This window comes from Thiohalophilus sp., assembly GCF_031581315.1.
Taxonomy (GTDB): domain Bacteria; phylum Pseudomonadota; class Gammaproteobacteria; order UBA6429; family Thiohalophilaceae; genus Thiohalophilus.
Genome location: NZ_JAVLAZ010000038.1, coordinates 9,115 through 25,013, shown reverse-complemented (window position 1 = coordinate 25,013; position 15,899 = coordinate 9,115). Strand labels below are relative to the sequence as shown.

Sequence of the window (15,899 nt, the reverse complement as noted above, 5' to 3'; positions counted from 1 at the left end):
CCACACAAAACCACGACGCGGGTGAGCGTCCAACAGGGGAATTCAATATGCAAGTCATATCCTGCCGCCATGCAGTCAGTGCGGCTATTGCCTTATTTATCGCCAATCCACTGGTGCAGGCGGCCGAAACCGCCGACACCATCCAGGTAACGGCAACACGCACCGCCCAGACCGCTGATGCCAGCCAGCAATCGGTCACGGTGATAACCCGGGAAGAGATCGAGGACAGCCCGGCTCAGTCGATCGACGAAGTGTTGCGCAACGTTCCTGGCATCGACATCAGCCGCAATGGCGGCCCCGGCAAATCGACCTCGGTCTTTATGCGTGGTACCGGCTCGGATCATCTCCTCGTACTGGTTGATGGTGTGCGGGCCGCTTCCGCCACATTGGGCAGTTTTGCCTGGTCCAACTTCTCGCTGGACAATATCGAGCGCATTGAAGTGGTACGCGGTCCTCGTGCAGCACTGTATGGTTCCGACGCCATTGGCGGTGTCATCCAGATTTTTACCCGGCAAGAAGACAGAACCTCTCTGAAAGTCACCGGTGGCAGCCACAATACCCGCGAGGCGAGCGTCACTACCGCCTGGGGTGATGAATGGCGGTATCACCTGGAAGCCGGGCGCAGCATCACAGATGGTATACCCACCCGAACCAGCGAGACAGAAGACCACGGTTATACCAACAGCCATGCCAGTTTTGCGATGGAGGGGAACCTCTCGGCAGCCAATCAACTGAACTTTCGCCTCCAGCATAACGACGGATTCAACGACCGGGTCGCCAGTACCGGTGATGGTCGCTATACCAATCAGGTCGCCAGCGCCAAACTGGTACATACTGCCAGTGCCAACTGGACCCAGCAGTACCAGCTCGGTTACACCCTGGATCGCAGCGAGTCATTCAGTCCTACAATACCTTCGGAGATCGAAACCCGCCGTTACAGCGGCAGCTGGCAGAACGATGTTGACTGGAGGGCCGGCCTGAGTAGCGTCGGGATCGATCTCTGGCAGGACAACGCCACCAAGGACAATAGCGGTCTGATCGATGCGCAGATTGACAACAGCGCCCTCTTTCTCCAGCACCAGGCCGCACCAACGGCCTATGGTACTGTTACCGCCAGTGCCCGGGTCGATGACCACAGCAAGTTCGGCACGCACGAGACCTGGGACCTGGGCTGGAGTAAACAAGTTAATAACCTGCGTTACCTGGCGTCTTATGGCACCGCCTTCAAGGCGCCCACGGTTAACGATCTCTACTGGCCCAACAGCACCTCAACCTACACCTTCAATGGAACTACAACTACCTATATCACCGAAGGTAATCCCGATCTGGAGCCGGAAGAGAGTGAAACCCTGGAACTCGGATTCCGACACAAAGTAAGCAAAGACAGCCATTACGAGGTCAATGTCTACGAGACCAAACTCGACAATCTGATCGAGTGGGAGAGTACCCAAACAGGCCCGAATACTGAGACCTTTACCCCAACCAATATTGATCGCGCAACCATTCGCGGGCTGGAGCTCATCGGTGCCAGCCGATTGTCTCAACACTGGTCACTGACCGGCTCGTTTACCCTGCTGTCGGTCAAGAATGATGATACCGGCGTGCAGCTGGACAATCGTCCACGCGAAAAAATGAAGCTCAGCGCTCTGTGGAACAAAGCGGATAAACGGTTAAAAATAGAACTGCTCGGCGCTACCACGCGCAAGGACCGCGGCGGTGAGGTCGAGCTGGATGGTTACCATATATTCAACCTGAATTATCAGTGGGACTATAGCGAACAGGCCACCGGTCGGATTCGGGTCGAAAATCTATTCGACAAGGAATATATACTGGCCACAACGAGCAGCGGCGATTACAGCACGATTGGTCGCAGCATGTTTATCGACTTTATCTATTATTTCGATAAGTAAACCAGGATGCCCATGGTGGAACGTTGGCAACAACAGTCCCGGCAACGTTTAGCACTTCTGGTGCTGCTGTCGCTGGCGCTCCACCTTCCCCTGTTAATGACGTTTAACAACTCCATTGTCCTGCCTGTCACCAATACAGCTACCAGTCTATCGGTAGAAATCATCAGCAAAACAGAAGACAAGCAACCCGTAGCGACCCAGTCGAAAAAGCCGGAAACACAGCAACAAAATCAACCTTCGGGCACAGAAACAACCAGGGTAGTAAAACAGGAACAGCCCTCCCATAAGCGCAAGACAGAAAAAACGGAACGAATCCTTCAAAATCAAAACAACAAGCTAACCCACGAGAAACAAATACGTGAGTTTCAAACGCACAAGGCACTACCCACAAAACAACCGGCTGGACAACCGACCACCAACAAGGCACAGGTCCAGCATAAACTACAACTGGAACTGCGAAACCATTTTTATTATCCACGCCTGGCCCGTCGCCACGGCTACCAGGGAACAGTGACTCTCAGCTTCGAGTTACATCGCCGGGGCGCGATCGAAAAAATCCAGATACTTCAAAGCTCGGGACACCGGATCCTTGACCTGGCCGCCAGGGATGCCGTCCGACAAATGACCATCGGTTGGGCTAGTGAGCTGCTGCACGAATCCAGTATGCAGATCGAATTACCCGTCCAATACATCCTCACGGAGGGCTGAACATGGGACACCGTTTATCCAAAATCTACACCCGTACCGGCGATGAAGGCACTACCGGCCTCGGTGACGGCAGCCGGGTCAGCAAGACCCACCCCCGGGTCGAGGCCTTCGGCACCATCGATGAATTGAACAGTATAATTGGAATGATCCTCGCGCATGATCTCCCCCAGGATATCCGTGACTGTTTTGTTGCCATCCAGCACGACCTGTTCGACCTGGGTGGCGAGCTGAGCGTACCCGGGTACGAGGCTGTGGATGCATCGTATACCGAACGGCTGGAAACCGAGCTGGATACGTTTAACGAGTCTCTTCCAGGCCTGAAGGAATTCATTCTGCCTGCCGGCGGCATTGCCACCTCCACCTGTCATCTGGCCCGCGCGGTCTGCCGCCGCGCCGAACGCGACGCCGTGGCGCTGGCCGCGACTGAAGCGATCAACCCTGCCGGGCTGATCTATCTCAACCGGCTCTCCGATCTGCTGTTTGTCATCGCCCGGGTGCTGGCACGTTTTGAAAACGGCGAGGAAGTACTCTGGCAACCAGGCAAAAACCGCTAATCATCATGTCCCGACTCATGCGTTACAGCCTGCTGGTCGGCCTGTTATTCCTGAACATGCCGGCCAACGCCACGACGGATTGCCCCCGGGTCATCAGCCAGTCGCCCTATATCACCCATACCCTGGAGTGGCTGGGACTGAAACAGTGCATCGTCGGTGCCAGTCGTTACGATCAGCTGAACGTGCCCGACACCGGCGGCGTGATGGATCCGAACGGCGAGATCATCGCCAGCCTGGAACCGGCTATCCTGTTCACCTCCGACTGGACCGAACCGCAGGAGCTGGCCGCGATCACCCCGGAAGACGCTCGCTCTTACCGGCTTCGGGGCTTTCAAAGCATGGCGCAGATCGAACAGAACCTGCAGACGATCATTGAAGCGACTGGCCGAACGGACCTTGAACCCAGAATCGAGCAATTTGCCAGCAACTGGCGCAATGCGGCCAAACGACTGAATGCCGAAGGCACCCGCGCTCTGCTGCTCTCCTCCTGCAGCGGCAAACCCTACTCCTTCGGGCGGGAAACCTGGCTGTATGATCTGTTTACCACGGCCGGCTTCGAGGTGGTCGAGACCCACCGCCGCATCCGCCACTTGCAGCCGGGCAATGAAATCGAGGATCTGACCGCGCTGCTGAACCGTTATGAACCGCAAGTCCTGTTCATCTTCGAGCGCCATATCACCAAAAACTGCAACATGCTGATGCCCGACGTCCCGGTGCGCATCGTCACGCTCGACGGCGAACGGTTTCTGCATCCGGCGCCGGTGCTGCTTGAGGGCCTCGATACTCTGCAGAGACGGCGCGCCGAATGGGAGTCACACCAGTAATGCTGCTATCCAAATCCCTGTCCGCACAACAGTCCCAAGCTGAAAATCCAAAACCTATTCCGTGCTGCGTCCGTCGGTCTGGCGGACAACGCTGTCTGACGCTCAACGCGCTGCGCCGGGTGCTGATGCTGCTCTGTGGCCTGCTCATGTTAAACAGCGCCAGCGGCGCCACGCTGTTCGGTATTGTCTCGGAACGCTCGGCCCAGGATCTGGTCGCCGGGGCCCGGCACTTCAATGAGCTCAACCCGGGGCATACGCTCAGGCTGCGCACCCCCGCGCAGATCGCCGGTTATTCCGACCAACAGCTTGTCGAGCAACTGCAAAGTGCCGATGCCATCCTGATCGCCGGGATCTTTGCCGAACCGGTTCCTCGGCTGCAGAAACTACTGGGTAAGGTGAGACTGCCGGATCAGACTCCTTTGTTCATCACCAACAGCGATCGACGCCTGGTCCGTCTCTCCCGGCTTGATGGCCAACGTATACTGCAGGGCCTTGATGCCGAGCAACTGAATGTACTCTACAAAAACCCGCCACACGACGCCGACTATCGGGAATATCTGAACGATCTGATCGATAACTATCCTGAACAACAACGCTGGCTTGAACTGCGCGCTTACTGGCAAAACCGTGGCAGCGATAACGTCGCCGCACTGATCGCCAGCTTGTTGCAGAAGGTGGACCCCGCCATCAACGTGCCACCACTGAATCCGCAGAGGGCTATACGCTATTATTATCAGGGCCGTATCACGACAGCCGATAACCTTCAGTTTGATCCGGCCAGGCCGCTTGTCGCTATTCTCGATTACCACACTGGCGATCGGGCCGGTGATATAAAATTACTCGAGATGTTGTGTAAGCGGCTCGCGCAACAGCAGCTCCAGTGCCTGGGGATCCTGTCTCGCTGGGGCCAGGCCAGTGCCCAGGCACTGGAACAATTGCCCCGGACGGTCGCGCCCGCCAAACCGGCCGCCATTATCAACTTGCAGGATTTCGCGGTCGGCGGTGGAGAACATCGGCGCGAGGCAACCCGGTCACTGGAGCAGATAAACGTCCCGGTATTAAAAGGTATACGCCTGGCCGAGCGCACAGCGGATCAATGGCGACTGTCCGAAGACGGCATCCCCTGGGATGATGTCCATTACAAGGTGGCGATGCCGGAGCTCCAGGGCAGCAGTCAGCCGATCGTACTGGCCACCCGCCGCGAACCCTTTATCGATCCACTGACCGGGCTGCAGATTGCGCCGCTCGAACCGCTGTCCCAACAGGTGAATCGAATAGTGGCCCGCACCGCTAACTGGGAACGCCTGCAGCGCAAACCCAACAGCCAGAAGCGCATCGCCATTATTTATTACAACCACCCGCCAGGGCGACACAACGTCGGCGCCGACAACCTCGATGTGCCCGCCTCCCTCTGGGATATGTTGCACCATTTAAAGAAGGCCGGCTACCGGACCGGTCCCTTACCCAAGAACCCCGAAGCTCTGCTGGAACGCATCCAGGAACAGGGACTCAACCTGCCCGAGGATCATGATGCCCTGGCCAGGATGGCAAGCAAAACAACCCGGCTCAGCCTGGCGGACTATCAAAAATGGTTCGACACCCTGCCCCGGGCGGTCCGCAATGAGATGAGCCAGGGGCCGCTGGCCTATCTCTCCGCCATGGTGAATCAGGCGATCGAGCGACAGCAGTTAAAGATCGGCAAGGCGTTGCTCGAACGGACGATCAGCGATATTCGCCATCTGCTGGAAAGTGTCGATCACCCTGCCCGGCAACGGGCGCTGGATCTGCTCGAGCAGTTACACGAAGCCCACCGGGCGTCACTGGCCGGTGAGAATCGAAACGACGCCATCCGCCGCCTCAACCGGGCGCTGCGAAACACCGGGATCGAGGGGCTGCGCGGCTGGGGTGAACCGCCGGGCAAGGTAATGGTGCATGATAACCGGTTTGTACTGCCCGGCATCCGCTTCGGCAATGTCTTTATCGGCCCGCAACCGCCACGTGGCTGGGAAGTGAACGAGGAGCTGTTGCACGCCAATCTCGCCTTCCCGCCCCCGCATCAGTACCTGGCCTTCTACCGCTGGCTGCAGAATGACTTTGAAGCCGATGCCCTGGTGCATCTGGGCCGGCATTCGACGTACGAGTTTCTGCCCCGGCGGCGGGTTGGGCTGACCGGCGAGGATTATCCGACCCTGATGGCCGGCGACATTCCGGGAGTCTATCCCTATATCGTCGACGGCGTCGGCGAAGGCATCCAGGCCAAGCGGCGCGGACTGGCGGTGATCGTGGATCACCTGACACCGCCGCTGAAGACGACACCTTTATATGATGATCTGCTGCAGCTGCGCCAGCTGGTCGAAAGTTTCGAGGCCTCGCGCCAGAACAGCCCGACCCGCACCCAGGCGGTGGAAAAAATTCGCGCGCTGATCGACGAGCTCAACCTGCGCGAGGAACTCGAGACGGTCATGGCCGAAGAGCTGGCCGTGCGTCAGATCGATTTCGAACAGGTCGACGATGATATGCTGGTCCATGAAGTCGGCCACTATCTGACCGAGATGCAGGAGCGCTTCATGCCGCTGGGCCTGCATATCTTCGGTCGCGACTGGGAACCGGAAGCCATCGACACCATGCTCACTTCCATGGCGGATCGTTCAGAGAATAGCCGCGCCGACGATAAAATCCACCAGGCGCTGGAAAGCTCACCGGCGCACGAGATCCGCGCCCTGCTGGCCGGACTGGAGGGGCGCTTCGTCGAACCCGGCAAGGGCAACGATCCAATCCGCACCCCCGAGGCCCTGCCGACCGGACGCAACTTTCATGCTCTGGACGGCAGCGTGCTGCCCACCCGGATCGGCTATGAACTGGGTGTGCAACTGGCTCGCGAAGCCAGGCAAAAGAATGACGATAAGGAACCGGGCAGCGAGGCACTGGTGTTATGGGCCTCCGACACGGTACGCGACGAAGGGGCGATGGTCGCCTTCGGCATGGATATGCTGGGGATCAAACCGGTCTGGAACAGTCGCGGCATATTCAAGGGAATCGAACGCCTCGAACTGGAAGCGGATCGTGAGCGTCGTGACATGGTGTTCACCACCTCGGGCCTGTTTCGCGATCTCTACACCAACCTGCTGGTCTGGCTGGACAAGGCCGTGTTGCTGGCGCTGGATGGGGCCAGTAACACCATCCGTCGTGATCATCCCCAGCTGAGCGAGGCGCTGGACCATGCGCTTGAACCGCTGGAGGGTCAGCGTGATCCCGGTAACGAATCGCTGACAAAAAATCGCGTGGCCGCCAACTGGGTCCAACAGGCGCAAGAACTGATTAATAAGAATAAAACGGCAGCAATGGCCGGCCGGCTGGCCAGCCTGCGTCTGTTCGGCGATGCACCGGGCTCCTACGGCGCCGGGGTCAATCGCCTGGCTGAACGTTCGGGAGCGTGGAATGATCGCCGGCAACTGAGCCAGGCCTATATTCATCGCATGGGCCATGCCTACGGCGCCGACCTCAACGGCCAGCCCGCCCATGACAGCTTCAAGGCATCACTGGGCAAGGTCCGGCACACCTACCTGGGTCGCGCCAGTAACCTGTATGGTCTGATGGATAACAACGATGCCTTTGATTATCTTGGCGGCCTGAGCATGGCGGTGGAACACACTGCCGGTTCGGCACCTGACAATAACGTCATCCAGCACGCCGATCCGAACAATGCCGGTATCCAGTCACTGGACAGCGCGCTGCTGCAGGAGTTACGCGGTCGCTTCCTCAATCCCGCCTGGCTCAAGGCACTGATGAAGCATGACTACGCCGGCGCACGGACCATGGGCAGCGAGTTCATGGAATACCTGTGGGGCTGGCAGGTCACCAATCCCGAGATCATCAAATCCTGGGTCTGGGACGAGGTCAAACAGGTCTACATGGACGACAAACATGATCTGGGACTGGATGACTTCCTGGAGCAGGGACAAAATGTGCATGTCAAAACCAACATGCTCGCGATCATGCTGGTCGCCGCGCACAAGGAGTTCTGGGACGTTGACGAGCAGACGCGGCAGGCACTGGCAGAAAAATTCGCCCAACTGGTCAACCACCACGGCCTGCCCGGCAGCGGGCATACCCGCCCGGATCATCCCATGCTGCAGGGGATCAAACCCCTGCTGGATGAACAGACCCGCCAGACCTTCGAGAACGTACTGGCGGCCGCCGCCGGCCCCCAACAGCCGGCCGAACCCGACGCCGTGACCACCACGGTCAGTGAAGTCAAACCCGACAATAAACCACAAACAACCGACGATTCATCCGCGCGGGACGAAACGGAACAGTCCCAACCCCATGAGCCGGGCATTGAAAAATGGCTGATTCTGGCCATTGCCCTGCTGGTTATTACCGGCGGCGCTCTGTATGAGCGTTATCTGTCCGGACGCCGACAAACAACACACCGAGGTCGATAAGTATGTTTACCCAGCAATCCATCCAGATGATGCATTACGCCGTGGACTGGTTGTTACAGCCGGTCATCTATTGCCTGCTGTTTGTGGTACTGGCTGCCCTGTGGGAAAGCGGTATCGCACTGAGCGAACGCTTTGGCGGTTTAAGCAAACTGTTGCAACAACATAACCTGGATCGCATTGCCGCGCAGGGCCGCCGGCGGATCGAACGCGCGGATCTGCTCGCCCGTATCGGCCCCATGCTCGGTCTGATGGGTACGCTGATCCCGCTGGGTCCCGGACTGGCAGCACTCGGCCAGGGCGATCTGCAGACCCTGGCCCGCGCCGTGACCGTTGCCTTCGACACCACAGTACTGGGTCTGCTGGTCGGCATCGCCGGCTTTGTGCTGGGCCGGCTGCGCCGCCGTTGGTACGACCAGTTGCTCGATACTCTGGAAACCCGCACACAGGAGAGCACAGCATGATCAGCGCCATCGGCATTGGTCCCGGCGACCCCAGCTACATGACCCGCCTTGGCGAAGCCCGTCTGCAAAAAGCTGATATCGTGGTCGGCTTTGAGACAGTACTGCAACTGGCCGACGATCTGGTTCCCGTCACCGCCGAACGCGTGGTCCTGACCTACCGCAACCAGGAAGATCAACTGGCCCAAGTGGCCGCCCGGCATGCCGACGGTGCGCGCTGCGCGGTACTGTTCATGGGCGATTTTCTGTTCTCGGGTTACCAGATGCTGGAACGACTCGAGCGGGCCTGCGGGGAGCGGGCGGAACGCATTCCCGGCATCAGCGCCGCGCAACTGGTCGCGGCTGCCGGCGATGTCTGCTTTGACGAGACTACCTTCATCACCTTCCATCGACGCGGCGATCTGCAACCCTTCCAGCAACGGCTGGTGCACACCCTGCAGGAAGGCTGGAACGCGATCGTCATTCCCCGCCCCTGGGATTTCATGCCGCATGAGATCAGTCGCTATCTGATCGAACAGGGTGTCGATGAGCGACTCCCACTGGAAGTGTGGGAGAATCTCACCGGCGAAGAGGATCACTGGTCGGGCACCCTGGCCAGCTGTCCGGATTCGTTCAGTGACATGAGTATCCTGTTAATCCGTACGCTGACACCCATACCCAGCGCGGTGTAAGGAGGACCTCACTATGCACGGAGATTCCCGACATCGCCTCGACAGCAGCCGTTTTGATCCACCGGATCAGGAGCCGCTGGGCCCCCTGGCCAATCTGGTGGATATTATGCTGGTCTTCGCCTGCGGACTGATCGCCGCACTGGCAGCCAGTCAGAACGGCCTGGCCGATTATACCCGCGCCGGCGGTCAGACTGTTGAGCAAGGCAAAGAGATCCCGGAGATGCCGGTTGTTGCTGGCGAGGGCGGCGCCGGCTATGAGTCGGTCGGCAAGGTCTATCGCGACAAAAAAACCGGCAAACTGATTTTGATTGGAGAAGAACATGAGCAATGAAGAAACCACTGAACAGCGGCATCAACGTCGTATGGAACGCAAAAAAGCCGTGGTGGAGGAGAAAGTCGCCCGGGCCGACCAGGACAAGGGGCTGATCCTGGTGCATACCGGCAACGGCAAGGGCAAGAGCAGTTCCGGCTTTGGCATGGTGGCTCGCGCATTGGGTCACGGCATGCGGGTCGGTGTCGTGCAATTTATCAAGGGTAGCTTCTCCACCGGTGAAGAGGCGTTTTTCCGTCGTTTTCCCGAGGTGCAATATCATGTCATGGGCGAAGGCTTTACCTGGGAGACACAGGATCGCAATCGGGATACGGAGATGGCCTATCATGCCTGGCAAAAAGCACTGGAAATGTTACGCGATCCCGAAATCCACCTGGTGCTGCTGGATGAGATCAACATCGCGCTCAAATACAAATATATTCCTATGGACGAAGTGATCGATGCATTGGCCAACAAACCCGCTATGCAGCATGTCATTCTCACCGGCCGTGCCGCCAAACCGGAGCTGATCGAGATCGCCGATACGGTGACGGAAATGAAAGAGATTAAACACGCCTTCAAGGCCGGTATCCGCGCCCAGCAGGGCGTCGAACTGTAATGGACAGCCCGCATCGTTATTCACAAACCGAGATCGACGCGGTATACCGGGCGATCGAAGAACGCCGGGACATGCGCCACTTTCTGCCGGACCCAATCGATCCGGCCTTGCTACAACGCTTGTTGCATGCCGCCCATCACGCCCCCAGCGTCGGCTACATGCAACCATGGCGGTTTGTTCGTATTACCGATCAAAAGCTGCGTGAGCGTATTCATCAACTGGTCGAACAGGAACGCATCGCCACTGCCGAGGCACTCGGCAAACGACAGGAAGAGTTTATGCGCCTCAAGGTCGAGGGGGTTCTCGATTGCGGCGAACTGCTGGTCGTGTCGTTAATGGAACAACGCGAAAAACATATCTTTGGCCGACGCACCCTGCCGCAGATGGATCTCGCCTCGGCCGCCTGTGCCATTCAGAACCTGTGGCTGGCCGCCCGGGCCGAAGGTCTCGGACTGGGCTGGGTCTCGCTGTTCGATCCCGACGAGCTGGCGCGGCTGTTAAATATACCCGAGGGGGCAGAGCCTGTTGCAATACTCTGCCTGGGTCACGTGAAAGAATTTTATGACAAACCGATGCTGGAAAAAGAGAACTGGGCGCAGCGTGCTAGCCTGGATGAACTCGTTTTCGAAAATCAATGGGCGAATAGTTAAGCATTCATTTTAGCGTTGCATGCCGTGCTGGAGAAAACAAAACAGCCCGGGCTCGATCGACAATGCCCGATACCGCAGAGTTTATGCCCGCAGGGTGCTTTGTCGGGCCTACCAACTACCAATTATTCCTCTGCGTTCTTTGCGTCTTTGCGCCTTTTGCGTTATTTGCAGCAGGCCGAAAAAGTGACAGCCTGCCAGAACCTCACTCACCCGATGACGGCGCAAACAGTTTCGCCGTGGCCTCGGGGTTGGAGGGAAAATATAAATGTAGATACGAGGCGAGCAGATTACCTTCACGATACACGGGTTCCCCGCGGCGCCCGGCACGTTTGCCCTGACTCAGGGCGATGGGTTTCAGCGGGCTTTCCATTCGGGAATAATGAAACGTATGGCCGCGTAATGTCCCCTCCGGCAGTTCGATATCGTGCAGCCCCAGGTTCGCCAGTTTAGCCTGCATGGTGGCATGGCCCGGCAACAATCCGACCATCTCCGCCCGACAACCCTGAACGTCGGTGAGCGACTCCAGCAGATACAGCATACCGCCGCATTCTGCAACGATAGTCTTGCCGCTGTCATGGAATGTCTGGATGGCCTTTCTCATCGCCTCATTGGACGCCAGCTTTTCAAGATGTAACTCCGGATAACCGCCCGGCAAATACAGGGCATCGGCGGAAGGAATCTTCACATCGTCAAGGGGGGAGAAAAACTCGAGCTCGGCACCGAGTGCCTGTAAAAGCTCAAGATTAGCGCGATACAAAAAGGCAAAAGACATATCCTTTGCCACGGCAATACGTCGGCCCTTCAATAGCCGTTCAGGCGAGGACTGCGCCGGGGCCGTAATCTCGATCGCAGGGGGTAAAGGAATATGCATCTCGCCCAGTGCACTGGTCGCCCGATCGATCCGTGACGCCAAATCTCCCACCTCGATAGCCTGTACCAGGCCAAGATGGCGTTCCGGCAAGGCGAGTTCAGCATCTCGCGCCAACCAGCCGTACGAGGTCATCCCGGCCGGTAGACTTTCGGCAAGCATCTGGTAGTGTCCCTCACTCGCCACTCGATTGGCGAATACCCCGGCAAATGGCAGATCGGCACGATAAGTCGCGAGGCCATGCGCGATGGCACCAAACGTCTGGGCCATGGCGCTGCCGTCGATTATCGTGAGCACTGGTATATTGAACAGGAGAGCCAGATCGGCACTGGAGGGTTCCCCATCGAACAGGCCCATGACCCCTTCGATCAGGATTAGGTCAACTTCCTTCGCCGCATCGTGCAAAAGTTGGCGACAATGCTGTTCCCCGCCCATCCAGAGATCGAGTTGATAGACCGGTGCGCCTGAAGCGTATTCCAGGATCATGGGATCGAGAAAATCCGGTCCACACTTGAATACCCGGACCTGCTTCCCACGATCGCGGTAATGCATCGCCAGTGCAGCCGTCACCGTGGTCTTGCCCTGTCCAGAGGCCGGTGCGGTAATAAAGAGCGCGGGACAATGAGCCATGAAGTTTCCTCCGCTCGCGCAGGCCACGCGAATCAATGATAACAAGTTAAGCCGAGAATGAGATTCAGACAGAAACAGCGTCAATGATCGGCCAGCCGTCGAATTGCCCTCCGCAATACCAACCATTCACTTCAGGCCGGTCTCCGGGCTTGCGAGTGGCCTTGGGTACAAGACCCGGGCAGATCGCCTTCCCATGCCATATTAACGTCGGAATGACCTGGTTTTGCGCACGGCATAGAACCAGCTCAATGCATTAAGCGGAATAGTGGCCTGATGATCTGCCGCAACTCACTTACCGTTGCGGGGGCAGCGCCGGAATTATTCATCAACCGTGAAGCATCAAGAAAGCACCGGCTTCCCGTTTCATCCCGTGGGTAAGAGCAACCCTGGCACACCTGAAGCTGTGCAATACGTTAAAATATGATGAATAGAGTGTCAAGCAGCCACATACCGCCCGGACGAGATTCATACTCAACCTGATTTTCGGATCGGCTTATCAATCTGGCTGTCACAATAACCACTTAAACACTCATCCAGTGGTGACGGGCGGTGAAAAAGGAACCCTTGACCATAGTCAACTCCCAATTCATTTAACCATGCCAGGGCCGTATCATTTTCAACAAACTCCCCGCACGTGTGAATATTCATTAGTCCCGCTATGTTTACTATAGCCTCAACCATCGCCCTGGCAACGGCATCATTCTCCAAACGACGAATGAAAGCACCGTCAATTTTGATCATATCGACGGGCAGACTTTTCAGATAATTAAGCGAGGATAATCCGGAACCAAAATCATCCAGCGCAAATCGGAATCCCAGACGCCTGAGACGCTGCATAATATTAACGGTGGTATCCAGGCTCGCTATTGCTGCCGTTTCAGTTATTTCGAAACAGATCTGCTCAGGCCTGACCTTATCGTGTTGTATAAGATCGGCCAAACGGGCAATAGCCTCCGGATCGGACAAAGTTGTACCAGAGAGATTGATATTAAGATGCAGGTTCAGATTGGCTCGCAAAATCGGAGCGACTTTGTGACTCAGTGTTTGAACAACCCATGCGTCTATGTCCGGCATCAAACCATGTCGCTCCGCAGCCGGGATAAAGGCATTAGGTGGAATCAATTCACCATCCTGGCCATGCATGCGTACAAGGATTTCGCCATGCAGTGGCAACCCCGGCTTGAGAGGACGAATTTCCTGACAATACAGTTCAAGACGATCATTATCCAGCGCATCGGTAATACGCCCCACCCATTGCATTTGCCCTTGGCGACGTGCGAGCTCCATATCCTCAGGTGAATAGAGCTGGATGTGGTTTCGGCCTTTTTCCTTTGCTGAATAACAGGCGGCATCGGCCTCTCTTATCAACTCCTCTACACCAGGACTATCGGCATCGATTTCCACCAGACCGATACTCAGCCCAACCTGATAGGTTTTATCGTTCCATGTAAAACGCAATTCGCGCACGGCGTCCTGAAGCTTGCCTGCAATTTTAGTAGCCTGATCGCCCTTGCATTTTTTAAACAGAACTCCAAACTCATCGCCACCAATACGGGCCAATACATCTGTTTCGCGAATATGCTGCTTCATGATAAACACAATCTGTCGAAGCATTTGATCGCCAGCAGCGTGGCCGCCACTATCATTAACCACCTTAAAATTATCCACATCTATAAAGGCCAGCGTGTGCACCATTCCACTATCTGCCGCATGCTGCATTAACTCGCGCAGATAATTCTCGAAGACTCGGCGATTGAAAATATCCGTCAACACATCCCGCGTCGCGTGATAGGTCAGAATTCTGTCAGAGTTTCTCTGACGAGCCTTGCTGGAGAAAACGACAACAGCACCGGCAACCTGACCTCTCAGATCCCGGATAGGCGCGCAGGAATCATCAATCGCTATTTCTTCACCATTTCTGTCGATAATGGCATGCCCTTCGCTAAGAATAATAACCATATTCTGCTGGAGGCAGGCACTGATGGGATCCGTCTGGGAGGTATGTAAACGGTTATACAAACGGAATATTTCTTTATAATGCTTATGCCTCGCTTCCGATATTCTCCAACCAGTCAGATCTTCTGCAATCGGGTTGATATACCGGATATACCCATTAGCATCGACCGCGATGACCGCATCGGCAACCGAATTAAGGATTGCCTCTGCCATCTCCTTCTGTAGAAAAACCTGTTCAGCATTGGCCCTGACCCGACGCAAACTTATAATTGCCAGCGACACTGCCAGTGCGGCCATAACAATAAACAGTAAAAACGCGTTCAACTCACGTCGAGCGTTATCACGTAATTGTGTAACAATTTGATCGGATGTCACCTCTATCAAACTGAAAATCCGATTAATACCTTCCGTAGTAATCACATACCATTCATCGGCAGTAAATGGGTAATCACCATCCGAAGAGGAATCCAGCATTTTTTGAGCGGCCTGATACAATTGCGGATCAAATCGTTCAAGTTGTTTTTCAATATCGCCCTGTCCATCCATTTCATCGTCGGCCATCTCTTCGATCGCGGTAACGAGCTCGGACAAATGCTGGCGTGCGGAACGATAGGAAAATTCGGCTCTGGAACGTACTTCAGCGGGCATCGGTGACTGCTTCGCGGCATAATAGGCAACCAGCCCCCGGACCTGACCGGCGGATTCCGCCATTTTCGCGCCATTATCCCGCACCAGAAAATTCAGGCGCATCAATTGCTTCGGCAACCTCACAGCCAGCATCAGCTCCTGACGCAAGGCGGCGGCACGGGCATTGAGCTCGGTTGTTGCCTCAAACCACTGCTCAAGTGTAACTTTCGTACCGCTCCCCAGCAGATGCTCATCTACCGCTGTCCGTATAGTCTTGAAATGTTCCAGCGCCTGATGTAACGCTTTGCCCCGAAACTTTACGGATTGTGAAGCCGAGTGGTTTTGGCGCAACGTTAACATACGCTGACTGACCGCCTGCCAGTGACTATCGACTTCATTACGCAGAACACGTAATTCACCGGGTACTTCACCGGTTGTTGGGCTGCCGAGCACGGCGGCAGTCAGACCACGTTCGCGCGCCTGGGCATCGGTCGCATCCAGAAGGGCTTCGACAACAGCGTTGGTCTGTTCCATCTGAACAGTCATCTGGCGTGCCTGCCAGGCCTCACGGGCCAGCGTCAGACCAAGGGCGAGCAGAATCAGTCCGGCCAGTGTGACCGACAAATTGATCACATTGCCGGTCACAAATGACCGAAGCTGTGTTTGCAT

12 protein-coding genes and 1 riboswitch are annotated in these 15,899 nt (G+C 56.5%); of the genes, 10 read left to right on the top strand and 2 right to left on the bottom strand.

What is annotated here, in order from left to right; translation table 11 throughout:
- Window positions 1-47 precede the first annotated feature (47 nt).
- The 10 genes from RI563_RS07380 (at window position 48) to bluB (ending at window position 11,149) form a co-directional block, all read left to right on the top strand.
- Window positions 48-1,910 (top strand): TonB-dependent receptor domain-containing protein, encoded by a 1,863-nt coding sequence (locus RI563_RS07380; RefSeq protein WP_310693726.1) that lies wholly within the window; start codon window positions 48-50, stop codon window positions 1,908-1,910.
- Between the two features lie 12 nt (window positions 1,911-1,922).
- Window positions 1,923-2,618, top strand: a complete 696-nt coding sequence (locus tag RI563_RS07375) for a TonB family protein (protein WP_310693725.1) — start codon at window positions 1,923-1,925, stop codon at window positions 2,616-2,618.
- Between the two features lie 2 nt (window positions 2,619-2,620).
- Window positions 2,621-3,172 (top strand): cob(I)yrinic acid a,c-diamide adenosyltransferase, encoded by a 552-nt coding sequence (locus RI563_RS07370; RefSeq protein ID WP_310693724.1) that lies wholly within the window; start codon window positions 2,621-2,623, stop codon window positions 3,170-3,172.
- A 5-nt stretch (window positions 3,173-3,177) separates the two neighbouring features.
- Entirely contained in the window at window positions 3,178-3,996 is an 819-nt protein-coding gene (locus RI563_RS07365; RefSeq protein ID WP_310693723.1) for an ABC transporter substrate-binding protein, read from the top strand.
- Between the two features lie 146 nt (window positions 3,997-4,142).
- Window positions 4,143-8,441 (top strand): cobaltochelatase subunit CobN, encoded by a 4,299-nt coding sequence (locus tag RI563_RS07360; protein WP_310693722.1) that lies wholly within the window; start codon window positions 4,143-4,145, stop codon window positions 8,439-8,441.
- Between the two features lie 2 nt (window positions 8,442-8,443).
- The gene (locus tag RI563_RS07355; protein ID WP_310693721.1) at window positions 8,444-8,902 is read left to right on the top strand and encodes a MotA/TolQ/ExbB proton channel family protein; all 459 of its coding nucleotides are present in this window, start codon (window positions 8,444-8,446) and stop codon (window positions 8,900-8,902) included.
- A complete protein-coding gene (gene cbiE / locus RI563_RS07350) occupies window positions 8,899-9,570 on the top strand; it encodes a precorrin-6y C5,15-methyltransferase (decarboxylating) subunit CbiE (RefSeq protein WP_310693720.1) in 672 nt (223 codons plus the stop codon). Before RI563_RS07355 ends, cbiE begins: the two co-directional genes overlap by 4 nt.
- 13 nt (window positions 9,571-9,583) lie before the next feature.
- Entirely contained in the window at window positions 9,584-9,901 is a 318-nt protein-coding gene (locus RI563_RS07345) for a DUF2149 domain-containing protein (RefSeq protein WP_310693719.1), read from the top strand.
- Window positions 9,891-10,499 (top strand): cob(I)yrinic acid a,c-diamide adenosyltransferase, encoded by a 609-nt coding sequence (gene cobO / locus RI563_RS07340; protein ID WP_310693718.1) that lies wholly within the window; start codon window positions 9,891-9,893, stop codon window positions 10,497-10,499. Before RI563_RS07345 ends, cobO begins: the two co-directional genes overlap by 11 nt.
- Window positions 10,499-11,149 carry a 5,6-dimethylbenzimidazole synthase gene (gene bluB, locus RI563_RS07335; protein ID WP_310693717.1) on the top strand — a complete coding sequence of 217 codons (651 nt, stop codon included), beginning with the start codon at window positions 10,499-10,501 and terminating at the stop codon, window positions 11,147-11,149. The genes cobO and bluB overlap by 1 nt, the downstream gene beginning before the upstream one ends.
- Before the next feature lie 202 nt (window positions 11,150-11,351).
- Here the strand turns inward: bluB and RI563_RS07330 are convergent, their stop codons facing one another.
- Together RI563_RS07330 and RI563_RS07325 are read right to left on the bottom strand one after the other, a co-directional pair.
- Window positions 11,352-12,647: a cobyrinate a,c-diamide synthase gene (locus RI563_RS07330; protein WP_310693716.1), complete on the bottom strand. Its 1,296-nt coding sequence runs from the start codon at window positions 12,645-12,647 to the stop codon at window positions 11,352-11,354.
- Window positions 12,648-12,763: 116 nt separating this feature from the next.
- Window positions 12,764-13,061, bottom strand: a riboswitch (cobalamin riboswitch).
- Window positions 13,062-13,118: 57 nt separating this feature from the next.
- Window positions 13,119-15,899: EAL domain-containing protein (locus RI563_RS07325; protein WP_310693715.1), on the bottom strand; the 2,781-nt coding region annotated here is incomplete at its 5' end.